The sequence below is a fragment of the Faecalibacterium sp. OF04-11AC genome (assembly GCF_003460645.1).
GTDB classification, from domain to species: Bacteria; Bacillota; Clostridia; order Oscillospirales; family Ruminococcaceae; genus Faecalibacterium; species Faecalibacterium prausnitzii_I.
In genome coordinates this window covers 1-15,624 of the sequence record NZ_QTVP01000043.1, presented here as the reverse complement: position 1 = coordinate 15,624, position 15,624 = coordinate 1, and the positions used below count along the sequence as shown (strand labels likewise).

The following is a 15,624-nucleotide window of genomic DNA, read 5'->3' as shown; positions in this document are numbered from 1 at the left end:
GGCGCTTCTGCCGGACGTGCTGCTGATGGGCGGCCTTTTGCTGGGCACCCAGAGCTACGCGGCCTCCCTCAGCGCCGAGGGCGTGCCGCGCTGGTACATGCTGGCGGCAGCCATTGCAGGCATTGCGCTGGCAGAGCACCTGTTGGGGGTTCCGTTGCGGGCCGTGGGCCGGGTGCTGCGCAGGCCGCTGGATGGGCTGGCAAAATACGCCGCGGCCCATGCCCAGGCCCGTGCCGCCCGCAAAAAGGCGGCCAAAGAACGCCGGAACGAAAAAAGACTTGCAAAAAAACCGAAAAAGAACTTGCCAAGTGAGCGGCGCGTGTTGTATAATTCAAACGTATCAAAGTAAGAGTACAGGCGCAAAAAGCCTGCTGTATGTACGGGGGCTTACACTATGACGAATCCGGGCCGCAAGCGGCGGAAACGCAAAACCGTGCTGGGAGTGTTTTTCCGGCTGTTTTTTGTACTGCTGCTGCTCAGTATGCTGGCAGCGTATATCTCCAACCAGGTAGCCATCAGCTCCAAACGCGCGGAGCTGCAGACCCTGCAGGAGCAGATCAGCCAGCAGCAGACAAAAAATGAAGAGATGCAGCGCATCCTCAGTGGTGATTCGGACGAGGTGACCGAGTGGGTCGCGCGGGACTCTTATAATTACGCAGCTGCCAATGAGCGCATCTTTGTGGATGTGACGGGCAACTGAAGCCGCACCCCCGGTCCCCCTGCGGCAGACCGGATACTATCAGGAGAAGAACAGGAGTATTGAGCTTTGGCAATTGAGGTAGGAAACATTTTCGAGGGTCGTGTCACAGGCGTGAAGCCGTTTGGCGCGTTTGTCGCGCTGCCGGAGGGCCGCGTGGGCATGGTCCATATTTCCGAGGTGTCCAATGAGTTTGTGCAGGACATTGCAGCCGTCCTGCACGATGGCGATACGGTCAAAGTCCAGGTCATCAACGTGGCCCCGGACGGAAAGATCGCGCTTTCCATCAAGCGGCTGCTGCCCCAGGAACCCCGTGCTCCCCGCGCGCCGCGGGAGGATCGCGGGCCACGGCCTTATGGCAATGGCCCCGGGAGGGCGGTCATGGCGGCAATCGCGGCGGCCGGTTTGGCGGCGGTCAGGGCGGTGGACGCCCGCCCCGTGAGGGGGGCCGTCCGGCCCGGGAGGCTGCTCCCCGTGTGTGGCAGCCCAAGGCCCCTGCCCGCAGCGACAACCTGAGCTTTGAGGACATGATGAGCCGCTTCAAGAGCCAGAGCGAAGAGAAAATGGCGGATCTCGACCACGAGACCAACAACCGCCGCGGCGGTCTCGACCACGAGACCAACAACCGCCGCGGCGGTGGCTACGCCCCCCGTGGCCGTGGCGGACGCCGCTGATACAAGTACCACCAACGGGCCTGCCCCCAGCGGGGCGGGCCTGTTTTGCCCATGCACGGCGGCAGCCGGAACAAGCGGCCCCGTACAGAACCAGGAAAGGAAACCAAAATGCCCGCAAAATTTGAACTCATCGCTCCCTGCTTTTTCGGGTGCGAGTCCACGGCCAACTTTGAGCTGCGCCGCATCGGTGCCGAGGACATCCGTGTCAGCGACGGCCGCCTGACCTTTCAGGGCGGGGCCGATATGATCGCAGCCGCCAACCTCAACCTGCGCACGGTGGAGCGTGTGATGCTCCTGCTCAACACTTACCCCGCCACCACGTTTGACGAGCTGTTCGATGGCGTGTATTCCATCCCCTGGGAGGAGCTGCTCCCCGCCGATGCCGCATTCCCGGTGTCGGGCTCGTCCCTCAACAGCCAGCTCTCCAGCGTGCCTGCCTGCCAGAGCATCATCAAAAAGGCTGTGGTCAAGCGGCTGATGCAGTTCCATCACACCTCCGTGCTGCCCGAGACGGGCGCGGAGTATAAGATCCGCTTCATGCTCCGCAAGAACGTCTGTGAGATCATGCTGGACACCACGGGCGAGGGCCTGCACAAGCGCGGCTACCGCCGCAACGCCATGGAGGCCCCCATCCGCGAGACGCTGGCCGCTACCATCGCCGACCTGGGCCGTGTCCGCCGTGACAGCCTGGTGGAAGACCCGTTCTGCGGCAGCGGCACCCTGCTCATCGAGGCCGCACAGAAAGCCATGAACATTGCGCCGGGCCTCAAGCGCCGCTTTGCCGCTGAGCGGTATAGCTTTGTGCCTGCCGCCGTCTGGGCAGAGCAGCGCCAGAAAGCCCTGGCCGATTCCAAGCTGGATGTCGGCTTTGAGGCCTTTGGCTATGATATCGACCCCGCCGCGGTGGCCCTGGCCAACGCCAACGCCAAGCTGGCCGGTGTGGAAAAGCGCTGCCACTTTGAAGTGGCCGATGTGGCTGACTTTGCGGCAAAGAGCGAGGCCATCGTCCTGACCAACCCGCCGTATGGTGAGCGGATGAGCACCATTGAGGGCGCTGCCAAGCTGGCAAAGACTCTGGGCCAGCAGATGGAGGCCCACCCCTGCGCGGGCGTCTACGCCATCACCGCCGATATGGATTTTGAGCACCACTATGGCAAGCGGGCCAACAAGCGCCGCAAGATGTACAACGGCATGATCCCCTGCCAGCTGTACATGTACTACAGCGCCCCCAAGTTTGAGAACCGGCCCGCCAAGCCCATGCCCAAGAGTGGTTTTGACGGCAAGCGCGTCACGGCTCCCAAGCATTTCGAGAAAAAGTGATACTTTTTTTAAACGCACCGGATGCACAACGTCCGGTGCGTTTTTTGATGAAAGATTTCACAAAGCATCCATTGAATGAAAGGTCGAAAAGGATTATACTTACACTATTGGACAAAGCACCTGTCGAAACGGAGGGCAAGCAAAAGACATGAGCCAGATGAACGGGCGGATGCGGCCTTATCTCCCGGAACTGACCATCCGGGATTATAATACCTATCAGTGGTACCTGCGGGGCGTGCGCCGCCAGCTGTATACCACTTATGGGTTTCTTTCGTGCTGCTGCCTGCGGTACAATGGCGTGCTGTTTGCCATTTTGGCCGACAGCCTGGCGGGCCGCCCGGCTACCTGCAAAAAAATGCGGGTGCCCGGCACGCTGGTCTGGAAAGAGATGATGTGCCAGACCCAGGGCATCCGGCTGGCGGCTCAGGTAGAGGTGCTGCTGGGCTGGCACCGTTTGCAGGACGCCCAGTGGGGAGATCTGCCTCTCTATAAAAAAGCGCGCCGCGTCAGGAACTGGCTCTTCCTCCGCCGGGCCTATGAGAAAGCCGCCGCCGAAAACCCGGCTCTGGAGCGCATTTTTGCGCAGGAACGGGACCAGGCCAATGTGCAGATGACCCTGAACTCCGAGAACTATACCCTGGCCTCAGAGCCCAAGAGCAACCTGTATGGAGCCCTTTATTCCGTACTGGCCACGGATGATCCCAGCCAGCGCAAGAGCATGCACTATATCGGCTTCTGCATTGGCCGCGCGGCCTACCTGATGGACAAAGCCGAGAGTTTTTTGCGGGACAAGCTGCGCAAGCGGTATAACGTGTTCCTGGCCAATGGGATCACCAATCCGGAAGCCGCCGTGGAGAGTGCCCGGCGGCAGGCGCTGGCCGCCGCCAACGATCTGGTGCGGGCGTATAACCTGCTGGATATCAAGCTCAACCGCACCCTGCTGGACAACATCATGATCCTGGGCCTCCGCCACGCGGTGGATCCGTTCCAGGAAAACCAGCCTGTGAGCTGGGAACTGCCGTGAAAGGCCGCAAGAGCTGGGCCATGGCCTACTGCGGCATGGCAGCGGCCCTGAGCATCGCGTTCATGCTGCTGGGGGCGGTCACCCCGATCTTTATGTATATCGCGCCCGCCATTGCCAGCTTTCTGGTGGCGACGGTCTGCGTGGAGTGCGGCAAGACCCTGGCCTGGACAGCCTATGGGGCCGTCAGCCTGCTGAGCCTTCTGTTTGTGCCGGACAAAGAGGTGGCGCTGACATTCGTTTTTTTGCTGGGGTATTACCCGCTGGTCAAGCCGAAATTCGAGCACATCCGGCCTGCTCTGCTGCGGGGGCTGTGCAAACTGCTGCTCTGCAACGGCGGCATCCTGCTCATGTACGGGCTGGTGCTGCTGCTCATCCCCGGCGGCAGCATCTCGCAGGAGATGCGCACCACGGCGCTGGCCGTCTCGCTGACCACCCTTGCCATGGGCAATGTGGCGTTTCTGCTCTATGACCGTGCCCTGCACAACATGCTGCAGGCGTACCGCATCCTGTGGCAGCCCCGGCTGCACAAGATGCTGGGAAGATAATTGGAACGCATTGAAAGAAGGAATGTGCACACATAGTTGACACAGAGCGCCGGGCCACGCGGGTGACAGCCGCGAGGGTGACGAGGAGAGGAATCATCGAAAAATTCGGCGGATGTTTCTCCGGCTGAAGCAGGCCAGGCGGCCTGCGGGGCTATACCAGCCGCAGAGAGGGGCAAAAAACGGCAGCAATACCGTAACAGATCCCCTCAAAGGAAGCCATACAAAAACATAAACTGATACAGGAAGCTGACAGCTGTGCTGTGCGCTGGTTGCGCCGGGCTGTCGGTATGGAGGTGTTTTGTATGTGCGGCATCGTAGGTTATGCTGGAAAGCGCAGCGCACAGGATGTGCTGCTGGATGGTTTGGAGAAACTGGAGTACCGCGGGTATGATTCGGCGGGTGTGGCACTGGCCCAGGAGGGCGGCATCCGCGTTGTCAAGAGCAAGGGCAGGCTGGATGCCCTGCGCCAGAAACTGGCCGTACAGGCCCTCGCGGAGAGCTCCTGTGGCATCGGGCACACCCGGTGGGCGACCCACGGGGAACCCAGCGATGTGAACAGCCACCCGCACTCTACCCCGCGGGTGAGCATCGTCCACAATGGCATCATTGAAAATTACGGTGCTCTCAAGGAGCGGCTGGCCGCCCGGGGGTACACGTTTGAGAGTGAGACGGACACCGAGGTACTGGTCAAACTTATTGACAGCTGCTACCATGGCGAGCCGCTGCAGGCCCTGCACGAGGCGCTGGGCATGGTGCGGGGCAGCTATGCGCTGGCCGTGCTGTTCAAGGATTTCCCGGACACCATCTTCGCCGTGAAAAAAGAGAGCCCCCTCATCGTGGGCTGGGGCGAGGGCGAAAACTTTGTGGCCTCGGATATCCCGGCCCTGCTCAAGTACACCCGAGACTACAGCGTGCTGGAAGAAGGCGACCTGGCTGTCGTGACGGCCCAGGGCATCCGGTTCTACAACGCCTTTGGGGAGCCCGTGGAGCGCCAGCGCCTGACCGCGGACTGGGACCAGGAAGCGGCCGAAAAGGGCGGCTACCCCCACTTCATGCTCAAGGAGATCAATGAGCAGCCCGCCGCCATCACGGCGACGGTCAGCCCTCGCGTGGAGGATGGCATGCCCGACCTGCGCATCCCGGAACTGACGGATGAGCGGCTCCGCAGCATCGGGACGGTGCATCTGGTGGCCTGCGGCACGGCCATGCACGCGGGCATGGTGGGCAAAGCCGCCATTGAAACGCTGGCCCGAGTCCCCGCCGAGGTGGACATTGCCAGCGAGTTCCGTTACCGGGACCCCATCCTGAACAAGGACGACCTCGTTATTATTATCAGCCAGTCGGGCGAGACCAGCGACACGCTGGCGGCCCTCAAGCTGGCCAAGAGCCGGGGCGTGCCGGTGCTGGCCATCGTCAACGTGGTGGGCAGCTCCATTGCCCGGGCGGCGGATTACATCCTCTACACCTACGCGGGGCCGGAGATCGCCGTGGCGTCCACCAAGGCCTATATGGTCCAGATGTGTGTGCTCTACCTGTTTGCGCTCCGGCTGGCCTATGCCCGGGGCAAGCTGGAAGAAGCTGAAACGAAGCGATTGACCGCCGAACTGCTCCGGGCAGGGGAGGTCATCAAGCCCCGGCTGGATGACTGCGAGCAGATCAAGTACCTTGCCAGCCGCTTTGTCAACACCCAGAGCTGCTTCTTTATCGGGCGCGGGTTTGATTATGCCCTCTCACTGGAGGGCAGCCTCAAGCTGAAAGAGATCAGCTATGTCCACTCGGATGCCTATGCGGCCGGCGAGCTCAAGCACGGCACCATCAGCCTCATCACCGATGGTGTGCCCGTCATTGCGCTGGCCACTCAGAAGCAGGTGTATGAGAAGACCATCTCCAACGCCAAGGAGACCAAGAGCCGCGGGGCCCGGGTCATTCTGTTCACCACGAAAGACGCTGTAGTGCCTGAGGGCGTGGCGGATTATATCGTCCGGATGGACGAGTACGAAGACCTGCTGATGCCGCTGCAGCTCATCGTGCCCCTGCAGCTGTTCGCCTACTATATGGCTGTCCTGCGCGGCTGTGACGTCGATAAGCCCCGTAATCTGGCCAAGAGCGTGACTGTCGAGTAAAACTTCCATCAAAACAAGCACCCCGTTTCCTGGGCCTCGGAGCCGCTGAGGGGTGCTTTTGTGTATCACAGGATCAGAACAGGCAAAGCAAAAGCTCCTGCACAGCCTCAGAGCCACGCAGGAGCCATTTTACGAATCAGAACAGGGGAGAGATGCTTACCAGAACCAGTAGCGCTTCTTGACGACGATATAGGCCACAACAATGCCGACCATCACAAAGCCGCCCGCAATGAAGAATGTCCAGTCCATCTCAGCAAAGCGGAGGTTCTCTGTGGTGAGCAGATACTCGCCCGCCGTGTCCGCGCCCAGGGTGTTATCTTTGAACGCGTTCAGGAACTGCCACTTAGAGGCGACGGTGTTATAGAGGTAGATGCGGCTGTAGGCGGCATAATCACCGGTAAAGGTGATCTCCACCGTGCCGGGCAGTGCCTCGCCGTTGTTCAGGACGAAGTTAACGCCGTGCTCCGAGGGGGTAAAGGTGAGGGCCGTGTCCACCGGGGCAGAGGTGTTTTTGATGCTGCTGCCCACAAAGCGGAGGCTGTAGCCGTCGCCGTTGACCACCAGCGTCTTGTTGTTGGCGCGCAGGGCGTTCAGAGCATCCGAAGAGACCACAGGAGCTTCCTGCTGGGAGAGGGCCACCGTATCGGAAGCCGCGTTCTCAATGGCGGCGACGACAGGATCCGTGGGAGTCTCGTCGGCCGGGGTGCCGTCACCGGAGTTGTCGCCGTCGCTGGAAGCGGAGGCCGTGCGGTTGACGATGACCGTCACCGAGGAGGAGACAGTGCCATTGGAGACGATGACCGAAGTGGCACCCGTGCTTACGCCGGTGATGACGCCGCTGCCGTTGACGGTAGCGATCTTGGTGTCGTTGGATTTGAAAGTCAGGCTCTGGGAGGCCGTGGAGGGGGCTACGCTGCCCGTGATGGTCTTGCTGGAACCCGGCTTGAGCACCACATAGTTGGTGTTCAGAGAGAGAGACTGGGGAACGGCCGAGCCGCTGGCGACGACCTTGATGGTAGCCGAGGCGCTCACGCTGCCGCTGGTGGCGGTAATGGTGGCGGTACCGGGGGCAATGCCGGTGATCTTGCCAAAGCTGTTCACGGTAGCCACGCCCTCGTTGGAGGAGCTGAGGCTTACGTCCGCATAGTTGGCGGCGCTGGTGGGCAGCACGGCCAGCGAGAGGGAAGTGGTGTCGCCCACAGCGATGGTATTGGCAGCCAGCGTGATGTCCATTTCCGTCACCACCATGGAGGCGTCCGGCTCGGTGGTAATGGTGTACAGGCAGCTCTGGTCGCTGACCGTGGCGGCAACGTGAGCGGTGCCAAGGCCAACGGCCTGGGCCACGCCGTCCGACGTGACCGACACGATGTTGGGGTTATCAGAAACAAAGCTCACATTGGCACGCTTGGCGGCCTTTTCCGGCAGGATATCCGGCGAAAGCTGCTGGGCGGTGCCCACCGTCATGGTGGCGGCATAGTCGCCGGGAGCAATGCTCTCCACGGCCACCGTGGTCCAGGGCATGGTAATGGCCGCTGCAGCACTCAGGGGACTGGCAGCCGTGGCGGGCAGGGCCGCGCCAGCGGCCAGCAGGCCCAGCAGAACGGCACTTGCGGCCAGCTGTTTGGAGAAAGATCTCATGTTTTGTACCTCTTTGGGCGTTCAGTTTGGATGGGGAGGGGCTTAGCGGAACAGGACGCCCAAAGCTTCCATCGCGTATTCAAAGTAAGTCAGCTGGTCGTACTCGACGCGGGCGGTGACGCTCATACCGTTGGAGAGGTCCACCTTATCGCCGCTGTTGCTGACAACGTAGGTGCTGTCCGGGGTAATGGTCATTTTGTAGTAGGAGCCGGAGGAGCTGGCGGTCACGTCGCTGTCAATGGAGGTGACGGTGCCCGTCAGGCTGCCGTAGGAATACTCCGAAAGGCCGGTAATGGCGATCTTGCAGGGGTCGCCCACATGGAGGAGCGGGCGGTCGTTGACGGTAGCGTAGGCCACCACTTCCAGGTCGCTGTTCTCGCTGGCGACGGTAGCCAGGGGCGAGCCGGCGCTCAGCACCATGCCCACCTTATAGGGGGTGTCCATGTGGATGACGCCGGAGGTGGGGGCATAGATGTAATAATCGTTCGCGCCCGTGTTCAGGGCATCCAGCTGGGACTGGATGGAGTCGATATTGCTCTGGATGGAGGTCAGGTTGGCAGAAATGCTCTGCAGGGTGGAGTAGTACAGGTTCTCAACGGTGCTCTGGTTCTGCTCCATCAGGGTCTGGATCTGCTCGTCCGAGTAACCGGCCGCCTGGTAGGGGGCCGCATCAAAGGTGTTCTGTGCCACCTGGCTCTTGTAGGTCTCGTACTGGTAGTAGTAGGGCTGGTCGTCAATGTCCGTCTCGCTGAAGTAATTCTTGTCGTCCTGGATGGACTTGACCAGCTTCTCGTACTGGCTCTTCTGCTTTTTGTAGAGGGCCAGCTGGTTCTCGTAGCTCTCGGTCTGAATGTCCAGGTCAGTGCTCTTGATGTGGGCAATGAGGTCGCCCTCGTTGACATAGCTGCCCTCGGAGACGTTCAGCTCGGTGATGGCGCCGGAGTAGCTGGACATGATGTAGGTCTTGTTGGCAGCCTGCACCGTGCCGGTGGACTGGCTGACATAAGTGCGGTAGTTCTTGGTGCTCCACAGCAGCAGGTATACCATGAGGAAGCCCGTCAGGATGATGAGCGCGTAGCCGTAGGGCGGCAGCTTCTTGTCCATCATGATGCGGCGGTCCTGCAGCTCGTCGAGATTATAGATGTGGGTGGTGTTCGTCATATTACTTGGTCTCCATAAAAACGTCAACAACCGCGTCATCGTCGTCCTGGTTGACAAAGATGGTGTAGACATTGCCGTTGAGCTCCAGCTCGTTTTCAAAGGCAAAGATGTTCAGCTTCTGGCTGGCGAGGCCGCTCTGGCTCATGGGGCCGGTGTAGTGGGCGTACAGGCAGCCGCGCACCCGGAGCACAGCGTCCTGGGTGTAGCCCGGCTCCATGCGGGGGATCAGCTGGGTGGTCTGCTGCATCATGTAGACTTCCGGCTGGGGGTTGGGGCCGCCGGGGATCTTGACGCACTGGATCATGGGGCCAATGGGCTGGGCGTTGTTGCTCTTCATAAAGTTCTGCATCTGGGTCAGAACGATCTGGAGGTTGGCAAACTCTTCCGCCTCGATCTTGCGGGCCAGCACATTGGTCAGCTTGAGGGTCTTGTTTTGTGCAATTTGAATCTCTCTCATGATATTGTCCACCTGTTCTGTTAGATTTTTCCCTCCGGAAGGGGAGGGGTGTAATAGGCAATCGTAATTGGATAAATAGGAGCCGCAGGCGAAAAGAAACTACCTGAAAGTTTTGCCAAAGGCTCCCCTACTAGGGGAGCTGGCGCATGAGCGCCTGAGAGGTTGTACAGAGTAGATGCTGCCGATCGGCAACGATGCGGTAAAGTGCTGCCATGTCCAACTCTCCGTCACCTGTCGGTGACACCTCCCCTGGTAGGGGAGCCTTGGCAAAGAGGGCTACTCCTGCGCCGGAGGCATAGAAGTAAGGCGCGTGTGAATCGTCTGGGCAATGGTCTGGCAGACACCTGCAAGGTTAGAATCAACCTCCCGGTTTGAAAAACGCAGTACCTGTACCCCATAAGCTTCAATCATTGCAGTACGTTCTTTATCGTAACACTTGCCTTGCTCAGTATAATGCTGAGAGCCATCCAATTCAATGGCAAGTTTTGCTTCTGCACAATAAAAGTCTACAATAAAAAACTCAATGACGCGCTGCTTGTAAATTTTAATAGGGTAATCCCGCAGAAACGCATACCAGAGCTTTCGTTCTTGCGGTGTCATTTCATGGCGGAGTTCTTTGGCGCGGCCGTTCAAACGGCGGTCATAGGGGAGGTTTGTAACCGGCATAACGAACCTCAAAGCAGTTTATCCAATGGCGATCACCTATTACTTGTTGCAGTAATAAGTGATGTTCTCTATCTGTCCACATTCTGCTCGCAAAATGTACACAAATAGAAAGTGTGCCAGAAGGCTCACGCCTCCTGGCACACCATAGCGAGGCATTATCATCTACCTCGCCCTAACGAGTAGGGCGGTGCAAATGCAATACACTTCCTATTTAGTTTATGAGACTAATTAGAATGCGCCGTTGCCGAAGACATCATAACGGCCCTCAGCGACGTTGCTCTTGGTAGTGCTGGTGCCCAGAGTGTAGACAGCAGCCAGAGCGCCGATACCCTGCATGAACTTGTTGAAGCCATTGGTCTCCTTAGAACCGTTGGGATCCAGGGCATTCCACAGAGCCTTGTTCTTGCCGAAGATGGTGACCTTCTTATCCTTATCGTAGCCCCATGCTGCTGCAACATCATCGTCCTTGGTGCCCCAAGCGCCGCTGAACATAACGCCCAGAGTAGCGCCCAGAACCTTGGAGACATAAGAGTTGCCGATGATGGTGATCAGGTTGGTGTTGAAAGTCTTGACGTTAGCAGCACCCCAGACAGGAGCGGTAACAGAGCCGATGGCCTCCAGCAGGCCGCCACCAACAACATAGGTCATCTCGTTCTCTGCGATAGCAGAATAGTTTGCAGGCATCATCATAATGAATTACTCCCTTCAAATGATTGAATCAAATTTACACGGCCTTTTTCCGGATGCGCATCCTTTCAAAAGCCAAATTTATGTAACTGAGTGCGCACTCAGTTGCAACTTAATAAGTCATGGCGTCCTCGCCATCGTCGTCTTCTTCCACAACGGCGGCAGGAGCCGGGGCGGGTGCTTCTTTCTTGCGGCGGAAGATCCCCTGCTGCAGGTTCCAGAGCTCGTAATACTTGCCCTGCTTTGCCAGCAGCTCGTCGTGGGTGCCGCGCTCCACGATCTCGCCATGATCCATGACCAGGATCAGGTCACAATCACGGACGGTGGAAAGGCGATGGGCCACGATCAACATGGAACGATCAGCCAGCTGATTGTAGATCATATCGAAGATGGTGTTTTCAGTACCAAAATCGAGGCTGCTGGTCGCTTCATCAAAGATATAGAGGTTGGAATCTTTCAGGAACGCGCGAGCCATCGCAATGCGCTGCTTCTCACCACCAGAGAGGCCGTTGCCGGCTTCTTCCAGATAGGTGTTGTACTGCAGCGGCAGCTTGCGGATAAACTCGTGGGCGTCTGCCTTTTTGGCAGCAGCCTTGACCTCGTCGATGGTCGCGTCCGGCTTGGAGATCCGGATGTTATCATAGAGGGTCTTGCTGAAAAGCTCCACGTTCTGGGGCACGTAGGCGATCGCGCGACGGACAGACTGATTGCTGTACTCGTCCAGATTGACGCCATTGACGTCGATCTCACCGCTTTCCGGCTCATAATACTTGAGCAGGAGTTTGGTGATCGTGGATTTGCCGCTGCCGCTCTGGCCAACCAGCGCCACTTTCTTTCCTTTCGGGATCGTAAAGGACACATGATTCAGGGCAGGGGAACGGCTGCCGTACCGGAACGTGACATCTTTGAACTCGATGTCACCATCTATCTGCTCCATCTCGGTGTATTCCCGATCGTCTTTCTGTTCGGATTCATAGTCCATGATCTCCGTCAGACGCTTCATGGAAATCTGTGCTTCCTGAATCGACATCTGCATGCTGATCAGGTCGCTCACCGGAGAGGTGAAGTAGCTGGAAAGGGTGCTGAACGCCATATAGCTGCCCAGCGTCATGTTGCCATTCAACACCTGCATGATACCCACGTAAGAGGTGACCATGCCGAGAATGGTGGAGATCAAAGCAGAGAACAGAGACTGTCCGGTGCTGATCTTACTGGAACGAATGCTGATCTTCATACTCTTGATGTATTCACGTTCAAGAGTTTCCAACTCGCGGTCCTCATTGGCATTGCACTTGACGGTCTCGATGCCGCGGAGGCTCTCGATCATCTGGCTGTTGAGGACGGCCGACTGCTGCATCGTCTCTTCATTGATCCGCTTGTAGGGCTGCTTATAAATAATGACAAGCAGCAAACTCAGCAGAAGGGTGAAGACCGAGATGGAGAAGAGGGTCGCGTTCATCCGGAACAGGACGATGCCGGTGGCTACCGCCATCACGATATCCATGACCACACTCAGCGCAATGCTGGTGAAGACGGACTTGATGGTGGACGCGTCCGAATAACGGGTGGTGATCTCACCAGTCTTCCGGGTGGCGAAGAACTTCATGGGCAGTTTGTACACATGCCCGAAGTACCCCAGCATCAGCGGGATGTCGATCTTGATGGACAGGTGGATCAGGATCCATTGACGGACAGTACCGATCAATGTGCTCGTGATGCTCACGATGCTGAACACCAGGATCATCGAAACAAGTAAGCTCTTTAATCCATACGGCAGGATCTCATCCATCAATATTTTATTAAACATCGAGGATGCGATGCCCAGCACCGTAAGGATGACCGAGCTGGCGATGGCATAGATAAAAAGTTTTTTCTGGGGCAGCAGCAGGTTGATGTACCGCTTGAACATGCTGCCCTGTTTTTCCTTGCCGCCCTTGAACTCCGAGGTGGGGTTCATCAGGAGCAAAACACCCGTAAAGTTTTTGTAGAACTCATCCAGCGAGATCTTTTTCAGCTCGTTGGCAGGGTCGCCGATGACGACGTAATCCTTGCACTTGTACTTTTTGCTCTCGTCGGCTTTCCGCTCTTCTTCTTTGCGGACATGCTTGCGGCGGGCATCATCGTCCTTGATGGTCGTCTTTTTAAAGATGACCACAAAGTGGGCCAGGCCCTGATCGGTGATGACCTGCGCAATGGCAGGAAGAGTAAAATCGCTTAAGAAGTTTTCGCGGTCTACGCGTACCGCCGCTGTGTCAAACCCCAGCTCGTTGGCGGCTTTCTGCAGACCCGTGAGGTTTGTGCCTTTCAGGTCAGTGCCCATCATGTCGCGCAAGCGGGTGATGGTGATCTCTTTTTTGTAGTGGAGGCACACCATGGCGAGACTGGCAGCTGCACAGTCCGTCGTGTCGTGCTGCCGGACGTAGGTATAACGCATAGATGCTTCCTATTCTTTGGAATCTATTTCAAAACAACAGTCCTATTCTACCATGATATTCCTGCTTTCGCAAGTAGGAGTTTTTTTGAGCTGCTTTCCCTTTTCGCCAGAGGCTCCCCTGCTAGGGGAGCTGTCGCGTGAGCGACTGAGAGGTTGTACAGAGTAGATGCTTCCGATTGGAAACATTACGGCAGAGTGCTGCAATGTCCAACCTCTCCGTCACCTGTCGGTGACACCTCCCCTTGTAGGGGAGGCCTTGGCAGTTCGCAAAGCTCATGGGTTAAATAGTCCCGTTGGTTTTGACACACGAACAAAGGCTTCTTTCGCTTCCCTATAAAGCAGCGCATAGCCCCCTGCTTTGCTCTGCCCTGATGCGGAAACAGAGCAAAGCAGAGGCCAAGCTGCTTATCAAAAGAAGGGAGCGCCTACCCTTTGATCAAGTCATTGCTCTAGGGATTTGTGCTCAAATCTCCTAAAGCTTGGGTGTAGTATAACACAATATGGCACTTTCTTCAAGAGGACATTTTTTAAGAAACCATTAATTTTTGAAAAAAATGTGAAAAAGGTTCCAAAATCGTAACAGAAAATGCAAACAAAAAGGCGACAAGCCTTTCGACTTGCCGCCTTTTTGTTTAAAGCACAATCAGATCTTGCCGGTAGTGCCGAGGAACTTGACTTCCTTGACATACTTCTTGGTCTCGTTGGTGCCCAGCTGATAAACAGCAGCGCCCAGACCAACAACCTGCATGAACTTGTTGAAGCCGTTCAGCTCCTTGGAGCCGCCAGCAATGCCATACTTCACGATGCCGGACAGGCTGCCGTTATCGCCGAAGAAAGAAGACATCGGGCCGTCGCCGCCCCAGTTGCCACCGAACATGACACCCAGAGTTGCGCCAACCAGCTTGGAGACATAAGAGTTACCAATGATGGTCACCAGGTTGGTGTTGAAAGTCTTGACATTAGCAGTGGTCCAGATCGGAGCGGTAACAGAACCGATAGCCTCGATCACGCCGCCGCCGACGACATAAGTCATCTCGTTCTCTGCAACAACAGAGAAGTTTGCAGGCATCATCATAATGAATTACTCCCTTCAAATGAATGAATCGTATTAAAACGGCCCCTCCGTGGATGCGCATCTCACAGCGGACCTATGTAACCGAGTGCGCACTCGGCTCCATCGAACTTAAAAATATATCAGGCACTGCAAATGGGCAAAACCCACCCTTGACCGGATATAACAGCTTTATAGTACCACACAATTCCAGCTTCCACAAGGGGAAAACGGAAAAACGTGACAAAAAACCTTTAAAGCTTGGTAGTAGTGTAACACAATATGGCAGTTTCTTCAAGAGGACATTTTTTAAGAAACCATTAATTTTTGAAAAAACTGTGAAAAAAGCAACAAAACTGTTACACACGCAACGCAAAAAACAAGCGGTGAACCGTAAAGCTCACCGCTGCTATGGCGCCTCTTGCCTGACTCGAACAGGCGACACCCTGATTAACAGTCAGGTGCTCTAACCGACTGAGCTAAAGAGGCAGATCTTCAATTTGGTGCCGTCCACTGACTGCAAGTGATATTATACCGCATGTCGGGCAGGAATGCAAGGGCTTTTTGTGTTTTATTTGGGTACAACCTCTCCGTCATCTTCGCTGCGCTCGATGCCACCTCCCCTGGTAGGAAAGACTCCCCCGGCCGGAGGGAGATGTCGCGTTAGCGACAGAGGGAGGATGGCTGTCGAGCGAATGCGAGACTGAGGGGTTTTGCCCTCGCGGCTACCAGTCCAAACCTCTCCGTCATCTTCGCTGCGCTCGATGCCACCTCCCTACGAAGGGGAGGCTTTGGTGCTTCCGTAAAGTTTTGATGTTCTTCCGTTAAATTATTCGAAACGAAACCTCTTTGCCAATGCCTCCCCTTTTTCAGGGGAGGTGGCACGCCGTCAGGCGTGACGGAGAGGTCTGGCCCGCAGACGCCTGCCAACCACACCAGCGCCCGGCATCTTCCGGGGCAGCAATGCCGGCGCGGGCTTCCTCCGACACCTTTCCCGCTCTTACCGTGATACGATATCTCAAAAGGGGGCGGGTGTATCAAAACAGTCATCTATCTGGATGTGCTCCTGCTGACCAATTTTGTGCTGGGAGCGCTGTTCCTGCTGGCGGCGGGGCTGGTCAGCGGCCAGCGGTGCAGCGGCGGGCGG

General features: G+C 57.2%; 15 protein-coding genes and 1 tRNA gene. 8 read left to right on the top strand and 8 right to left on the bottom strand.

What is annotated here, in order from left to right; translation table 11 throughout:
- The 8 genes from DXA70_RS13680 to glmS form a co-directional block, all read left to right on the top strand.
- Window positions 1-349: hypothetical protein (locus DXA70_RS13680; protein WP_158565172.1), on the top strand; the 349-nt coding region annotated here is incomplete at its 5' end.
- A gap of 45 nt (window positions 350-394) precedes the next feature.
- A complete protein-coding gene (locus tag DXA70_RS12875) occupies window positions 395-700 on the top strand; it encodes a septum formation initiator family protein (protein ID WP_022256188.1) in 306 nt (101 codons plus the stop codon).
- Window positions 701-766: 66 nt separating this feature from the next.
- Window positions 767-1,213, top strand: a complete 447-nt coding sequence (locus DXA70_RS12870; protein ID WP_243001404.1) for a S1 RNA-binding domain-containing protein — start codon at window positions 767-769, stop codon at window positions 1,211-1,213.
- Window positions 1,174-1,371 carry a hypothetical protein gene (locus DXA70_RS14900; RefSeq protein ID WP_243001403.1) on the top strand — a complete coding sequence of 66 codons (198 nt, stop codon included), beginning with the start codon at window positions 1,174-1,176 and terminating at the stop codon, window positions 1,369-1,371. Before DXA70_RS12870 ends, DXA70_RS14900 begins: the two co-directional genes overlap by 40 nt.
- A 108-nt stretch (window positions 1,372-1,479) precedes the next feature.
- Entirely contained in the window at window positions 1,480-2,691 is a 1,212-nt protein-coding gene (locus DXA70_RS12865; protein ID WP_128118696.1) for a class I SAM-dependent RNA methyltransferase, read from the top strand.
- 148 nt (window positions 2,692-2,839) lie between these two features.
- Complete coding sequence (locus DXA70_RS12860) at window positions 2,840-3,715, top strand: DUF5685 family protein (protein ID WP_243001402.1); 876 nt, start codon at window positions 2,840-2,842, stop codon at window positions 3,713-3,715.
- Window positions 3,712-4,260 carry a hypothetical protein gene (locus DXA70_RS12855; RefSeq protein ID WP_128118695.1) on the top strand — a complete coding sequence of 183 codons (549 nt, stop codon included), beginning with the start codon at window positions 3,712-3,714 and terminating at the stop codon, window positions 4,258-4,260. The genes DXA70_RS12860 and DXA70_RS12855 overlap by 4 nt, the downstream gene beginning before the upstream one ends.
- A 302-nt stretch (window positions 4,261-4,562) precedes the next feature.
- A complete protein-coding gene (gene glmS / locus DXA70_RS12850) occupies window positions 4,563-6,383 on the top strand; it encodes a glutamine--fructose-6-phosphate transaminase (isomerizing) (protein WP_199522886.1) in 1,821 nt (606 codons plus the stop codon).
- Between the two features lie 156 nt (window positions 6,384-6,539).
- Here the strand turns inward: glmS and DXA70_RS12845 are convergent, their stop codons facing one another.
- The 8 genes from DXA70_RS12845 to DXA70_RS12810 all read right to left on the bottom strand — a co-directional run bounded on the left by DXA70_RS12845 (window position 6,540) and on the right by DXA70_RS12810 (window position 14,966).
- Window positions 6,540-8,021 (bottom strand): Ig-like domain-containing protein, encoded by a 1,482-nt coding sequence (locus DXA70_RS12845; protein ID WP_128118694.1) that lies wholly within the window; start codon window positions 8,019-8,021, stop codon window positions 6,540-6,542.
- Window positions 8,022-8,063: 42 nt separating this feature from the next.
- Window positions 8,064-9,182 carry an HlyD family efflux transporter periplasmic adaptor subunit gene (locus tag DXA70_RS12840; RefSeq protein ID WP_128118693.1) on the bottom strand — a complete coding sequence of 373 codons (1,119 nt, stop codon included), beginning with the start codon at window positions 9,180-9,182 and terminating at the stop codon, window positions 8,064-8,066.
- A gap of 1 nt (window position 9,183) precedes the next feature.
- Complete coding sequence (locus tag DXA70_RS12835; RefSeq protein ID WP_022256196.1) at window positions 9,184-9,639, bottom strand: hypothetical protein; 456 nt, start codon at window positions 9,637-9,639, stop codon at window positions 9,184-9,186.
- A 276-nt stretch (window positions 9,640-9,915) separates the two neighbouring features.
- Window positions 9,916-10,305 (bottom strand): endonuclease domain-containing protein, encoded by a 390-nt coding sequence (locus tag DXA70_RS12830; protein ID WP_128118692.1) that lies wholly within the window; start codon window positions 10,303-10,305, stop codon window positions 9,916-9,918.
- A gap of 228 nt (window positions 10,306-10,533) precedes the next feature.
- The gene (locus DXA70_RS12825) at window positions 10,534-10,995 is read right to left on the bottom strand and encodes a hypothetical protein (RefSeq protein WP_128118691.1); all 462 of its coding nucleotides are present in this window, start codon (window positions 10,993-10,995) and stop codon (window positions 10,534-10,536) included.
- 109 nt (window positions 10,996-11,104) lie between these two features.
- On the bottom strand, window positions 11,105-13,426 hold the full coding sequence (locus tag DXA70_RS12820) for a peptidase domain-containing ABC transporter (RefSeq protein ID WP_128118690.1): 2,322 nt from the start codon (window positions 13,424-13,426) through the stop codon (window positions 11,105-11,107).
- Between the two features lie 643 nt (window positions 13,427-14,069).
- Window positions 14,070-14,501, bottom strand: a complete 432-nt coding sequence (locus tag DXA70_RS12815; RefSeq protein WP_022256859.1) for a hypothetical protein — start codon at window positions 14,499-14,501, stop codon at window positions 14,070-14,072.
- 388 nt (window positions 14,502-14,889) lie between these two features.
- Window positions 14,890-14,966, bottom strand: a tRNA-Asn gene (locus DXA70_RS12810).
- Between the last annotated feature and the right edge of the window lie 658 nt (window positions 14,967-15,624).